Raw genomic sequence first — 5,302 nt, 5'->3', positions numbered from 1 at the left:
TCTCCGCCTTCTACATGACGCTCACCCGGATCACCTCGCGGATCGACCCGCACGAGGTGAGCTTCTTCTTCACTGCCGTGGTCGGTTCGGTGGCCAGCCTGCCGGCCATGTTCTTCGTGTTCGAGGCCCCGGCCAATGGCTGGCACCTCGCCATGTTCCTCTTGATCGGCTGCTTTGGCGGGCTGGGCCATCTCCTGGTGATCATGGCGCACCGCCATGGGCCCGCCGCGGTGATCGCACCCTTCACCTACACCCAGCTGATGGTCGCGGTGGTCCTCGGCTGGCTGGTCTATGACCGCCTGCCCGATGCCTTCACCTGGGCAGGTGCCGCGGTGCTGGTGGGCTCCGGCCTCTATGTCTGGCGGCGCGAATGGGCGCGGGCCCGGGCGGAGCGGCAGCGCATCCCGGCCGGTTCCTGAGCAGTCTGTACCGGAAATCCGGCGAGCCCAAGATTTCTGGAAATAGTGACGAAGATCACCGGCAGATCATGACAGGTTTGCTAGCGCACTGCCCGTCCAGCTACAATGCGCTGTTCTCCAGCCTCGCAATGGAGAGGGTTGATGCCACGTTGCGCTTCGAGCGCCCGGACTCTGCGGCACCGGGCGGCACTGCTCGCCGGCTGCGTCTTGCTCGCCCCCGCCGCGGCCCTGGCCGCTACCGCCACGGCCTGGGAGCCGCTGCCCGGCCTGTCCGCCGGGCTTTGCCGCACCGGCAGCCCGTTTCATGCCGCCCTGGCGGCCGCCGACCTGCCGACCTTCCGCACCGAAGGCTTCAAGCCCGGCTACGGCCTGCTTCAGGCGGCGACCGAGACCGATCGGGAGGCAGCACCCCCCGGCCAGCTGCCGCTGGGCGAGGGTTATGGCAACTCCACGATCCGCCTTAGCACGGCGAGCGAGCGGACCCAGCTCTGGTTCGACCAGGGGCTGCGGCTCAGCTGGGGCTTCAATCACGAGGACGCCATCGCCGCCTTCCGCAACGCGCAGCTGGCCAATCCCGGCTGCGCCATGTGCTACTGGGGCGAGGCGTTCGCCTGGGGACCCAACATCAACGCGCCGATGTCGCCCGAGGCGGTGGCCCCGGCGTTCGCCGCGATCGCGCAGGCGAAATATTTGGCCGACGATGCCAGCCCGCTCGAGCGCGATCTGATCGACGCGCTGGCCAAGCGCTACTCGCCGGACCCGGCAGCCGACCGCAAGGCGCTGGACCTGGCTTATGCCGACGCCATGGCGGAGCTGGCGGCCCGCTATCCGGACAATGACGAGGTCCAGGTCCTGTTCGCCGATGCGCTCATGAACCTGCAGCCCTGGGACTACTGGAAGGCCGACAAGGTGACGCCCAAGGGCCGCACCGCCGAGCAGGTGGCGGCCCTGGAGCGGGTCCTGGCGCGCAATCCGGACCACGCCGCCGCCATCCATCTCTACATCCACACGGTGGAGGCCTCGACCACGCCGGAGCGTGCCGAGGCCTATGCCGATCGGCTGGCGGCCCAGGCCCCGTCGGCGGGCCATCTCGTCCACATGCCGGCGCATATCTACTACCGGATCGGCCGCTATCTGGATTCGCTGGAGGCCAACAAGGTCGCGGTCAGCGTAGACGAGGCGCTGTTCGCCAAGGCGCCGTCGGCGGGCATGTACCGCTACGTCTACTACCCGCACAATGTCCACTTCGTGCTAGTCTCGGCGGCGCGCGCCGGCGACGGCCAGGCGGCCCTCTCGGCCGCGGACAAGCTCGGCACGGTCCTGTCCGATGACCTGGCGCGGAAGTTCGGCGTCGTCCAGGCGATCAAGCAGGCGCCCTACTACGCCCAGGCCGAGTTCATGGATCCGGCGGAGATGCTGGCCCAGCCCAAGCCCAGCGGTGATATGCCCTGGGTCGAGGGTGCCTGGCGTTTCGCTCGCGGCACCGCGGCGGTCCGCCGGGGTGATCTAGCCCTGGCCCGCGAGGAGCTGGCCGCGATCGCCGCCATCGACGAGGCCAACGACTTCGCCGACATCGAGGCGCAGAGGGTGCCGGCGGGCGTGGTCCTGCGCATCGCCCAGCTCGTGCTGGACAGCCGGATCGCCCGGGCCGAGGGCAGGGCGGATGACGCGGTGGCGAGCCTGCAGGAAGCCGCAACGCTCCAGGATGGCCTGGCCTACATGGAGCCGCCCTACTGGTACTACCCGGTCCGGCAGTCGCTGGGCGCGGCGCTGCTGGAGGCCGGCCGGCCGAAGGAGGCAATCGATGCGCTGACCGCGGCGCTCGAAGAGGCGCCGAACAACGCCTATGCGCTGGAGGCCCTGCGCCAGGCCCACGAGGCGCTGGGCGATGCCGAGATGGCGAAGGCGGCCGCGGCCCGCTTCGAGGCGTCCTGGGCGGGCAGCGCGCCGCCGGCACTCGACAGCATCTGAACGCCTGGGCCGCAGTTCCGGCCGCCAGGCCGGCTTGTGCCCGACTGCCCGTCCGGACGATGGTATCGCCCGGACGGGCAGGTATCGGGGCAGGGAATGGAACGGAATGTCGGCTGCCGGCAGGTGGAGGTAACCGACACTGGCCGCTTCCCCGTGCTGCCGATGGCGATGCTGTATCCGACCCTGGCGCCGGCTGCCCCGATGCGCTTTGGTCCCTATCCGCTGGAAGCGGCACGGGATGCGCCACCGTCGGGCGAGCATCTGTCGCTCGTCCTGGTCTCGCATGGCAGCGGCGGCTCGCCCTGGACGTTCCGCCATCTGGCGGCCAGCCTCGCTTTGGCCGGCTATGTGGTCGGGCTGCCCGAGCATCTCGGCAACTGCCGCACCGTCGACAGCCTGGCCGGCAGCTTCATGAATCTGGAGAACCGGCCGCGCCAGCTGCGTCGGGCCACCGATGCGGCGTTCGCCGATCCGGTGCTGGGGCCGCGACTGCTGCCGGAGCAGGTCGCCGTGATCGGCCATTCCATCGGCGCCTACACCGCACTGGCCATCGCCGGCGGGCGCCCCGTTGCCGGTCCGCACGACACGGACGAGGGCCGCCCGGTGCCGGTCGAGCCCGATCCGCGCGTGCAGGGTCTGGTCCTGCTGGCGCCGGCCACGCCCTGGTTCCTGCAGGAGGGTTCGCTCGCCGCGGTGCGGGTGCCGATCCTCCTGCGCACAGGTGAGCAGGACCGGATCACGCCGGCCTGGCACGCCGGGCTCATCCTGCGCGATGCGGAAGATCCAGGGCGGATCGAGCATCGGGTCGTGCCCGGTGCCGGCCATTTTTCCTTCATGAGCCCGTTCCCGCCGGAACTGAACCGGCCGGGCTTCCCGCCTGCCCAGGATCCGGAAGGCTTCGACCGGGCGGGATATCAGCTGATCCTGGCGACCGATATTCTGAGGTTCCTAGGGAAGAGGTGCTTTGGCCGCTGAGCAGCGCTCCCGGGCCCGAGCCACTGGGAGCCCACGAAGATCACATGGGCTCCCGGCCGATCCGTGCTATCCTGCCCGATCGTCAGCTGGTCAGCCGGCGACCTGGGCATGCAACAGCAAGTTTTGCGAAACGAACCCGAGGAAGCGGCCTTCTCAATGACTTGAAGGGTTTCGACAGCGCTCACTGCGCATCCAGCCGGTCGTCCAGCGCGTCGCGCAGCCCGTCGCCCACGAAGTTGAAGCTGGCCACCGCCAGCGTGATCATCACGCCCGGGAAGATGGCGAGCCAGGGGGCGGAGGTCAGGTATTGCTGGGCGTTGTTCAGCATGTTGCCCCAGCTCGCCATGGGCGGCTGGATGCCGTAGCCGAGGAAGCTGATATAGGATTCCATCAGGATCGCCCGTGCCACGGTGAGCGTGGCCGCGACCATGATCGGGCCGATCACGTTCGGCAGGAGCTCTCGAAAGATGATCGCGGCGTCCGAGGCGCCGATCATCTCCGCGGCCACGGTGAAGTCGCGCTCGCGCAGGGAGCGGATCTGGTTCTGGACCACGCGCGCCACCTCCATCCAGCTGGTGGCGGCGATGATGAGCGTGATGGTCAGCACGTTCGGCTTGATGAAGGCCGCCAGCGCCAGGAGCAGGAACACCGAGGGGAAGCACAGGATCGCATCCACGATCCGCATCAACACGGCACCCACCCAGCGTCCGTAATAGCCGGCGACCGCCCCGACCACCGTCCCAATCACGATCGAGATCAGCATGGCGAGGAAGCCCACGGTCAGCGAGATCCGGCCGGCATTGAACAGCCGGGCAGCATGGTCGCGCCCGAGCGGGTCAGTGCCCAGGATGTGCGCGCTGACAAACGGCGGGGCGAAGCGGTTGCGGATGTCGATGAACAGCTGGTCGTAGGGGACCAGATAGGGGCCAAACGCCGAGAGCAGGACCAGCAGCACGATCATGACCAGGCCGAACACGGCCAGGCGGTGGCGCAGGAAGCGGCGCAGTGCGCGGTGGCGGGTCGGCGGGGGCAGGACGACCGGCTCGATGGCGGCGGCAGCGACTTGGGCCATGGCGGTCAGTCCAGTCGGATGCGGGGGTCGGCCACGGCGCAGAGCAGGTCGGCCAGCAGGTTGCCGAGCAGCACCATCACCGCGGTGAACATCAGGATGCCCATCACCACCGGGTAGTCGCGGTAGCCCAGGCTATCCAGGAACAGCCGGCCCATGCCGGGCCAGGTGAACACGGTCTCGGTGACCAAGGCACCACCCAGGAGCGTCGGCATTTGCAGGCCCGCCAGGGTGATTATCGGGATCAGCGCGTTGCGCAGCGCGTGGCGCAGCAGGATCTGCCGTTCCGGCAGGCCCTTGGCACGCGCGGTGCGGATGAAGTCCTGGTTGATCACGTCCAGCATCGCCGCGCGCATGTAGCGGCTCCAGATCGCCACCTCGACCAGGGCCAGCACCAGGGCCGGTGCTATCAGGTGGTGCAGGTAGTTCCAGAACGAGCCATCGCCGATCGTGTAGCGGTTGCCGGGCGGCAGCCAGCCGAGCTTGACTGAGAAGATGTAGATGGTGACCAGGCCGAACCAGAAGGTCGGGATCGACAGGGCGACCATGGCGCCGATCGTCGCCAGATAGTCGAAGAAGGAGTAGCGGCGGATCGCTCCCATCACGCCGATCCAGCCGCCCAGCAGCACGGCGATCAGGGTTGCGGCGATCATCAGCTCTAGCGTGGCCCACAGATGCGAGCCGATCACATGGAGGACCGGCTGGGAATCACGATAGGAACGGCCCCAGTCACCGGTGAGCAGCCGGGTGAACCATTCCCAGTACTGCACGGGCAAAGGCCGATCGAGGCCCATCTGGGCGGCAATACGCGCGATGTCCTCCTGAGACATGCCCGGCACCAGCGCGAACTGCGACAAGGGTCCGCCCG

General features: G+C 68.6%; 5 protein-coding genes. 3 read left to right on the top strand and 2 right to left on the bottom strand.

From position 1 onward, the window contains the following. The 3 genes from EQG76_RS03255 to EQG76_RS03245 all read left to right on the top strand — a co-directional run. On the top strand, positions 1-419 hold a 419-nt coding region (locus EQG76_RS03255), incomplete at its 5' end, for a DMT family transporter (RefSeq protein WP_159710574.1). A 141-nt stretch (positions 420-560) separates the two neighbouring features. After that, positions 561-2,390 (top strand): tetratricopeptide repeat protein, encoded by a 1,830-nt coding sequence (locus tag EQG76_RS03250; RefSeq protein WP_159710572.1) that lies wholly within the window; start codon positions 561-563, stop codon positions 2,388-2,390. A 96-nt stretch (positions 2,391-2,486) separates the two neighbouring features. After that, positions 2,487-3,365, top strand: a complete 879-nt coding sequence (locus tag EQG76_RS03245) for an alpha/beta hydrolase family protein (protein ID WP_159710570.1) — start codon at positions 2,487-2,489, stop codon at positions 3,363-3,365. Between the two features lie 181 nt (positions 3,366-3,546). On the opposite strand, the gene EQG76_RS03240 is transcribed toward EQG76_RS03245, so the two are convergent. Together EQG76_RS03240 and EQG76_RS03235 are read right to left on the bottom strand one after the other, a co-directional pair. Continuing rightward, the gene (locus EQG76_RS03240) at positions 3,547-4,437 is read right to left on the bottom strand and encodes an ABC transporter permease (RefSeq protein ID WP_159710568.1); all 891 of its coding nucleotides are present in this window, start codon (positions 4,435-4,437) and stop codon (positions 3,547-3,549) included. 5 nt (positions 4,438-4,442) lie between these two features. Next, positions 4,443-5,302, bottom strand: an 860-nt coding sequence (locus EQG76_RS03235; RefSeq protein WP_159710566.1) for an ABC transporter permease, incomplete at its 5' end; no start/stop codon positions are given.

This window comes from Geminicoccus flavidas (assembly GCF_009806515.1).
Lineage (GTDB): Bacteria > Pseudomonadota > Alphaproteobacteria > Geminicoccales > Geminicoccaceae > Geminicoccus > Geminicoccus flavidus.
Note: the sequence above shows the minus strand (reverse complement) of the source record. Positions and strands in the feature narration are given on the sequence as shown.

What these genes read in the sequence shown, in the direction of transcription:
- EQG76_RS03245 (WP_159710570.1), top strand. Translation starts at nt 2,487, where the DNA reads ATGGAACGGAATGTCGGCTGCCGGCAGGTGGAGGTAACCGACACTGGC.
- EQG76_RS03250 (WP_159710572.1), top strand. Translation starts at nt 561, where the DNA reads ATGCCACGTTGCGCTTCGAGCGCCCGGACTCTGCGGCACCGGGCGGCA.
- EQG76_RS03240 (WP_159710568.1), bottom strand. Translation starts at nt 4,437, where the DNA reads ATGGCCCAAGTCGCTGCCGCCGCCATCGAGCCGGTCGTCCTGCCCCCG.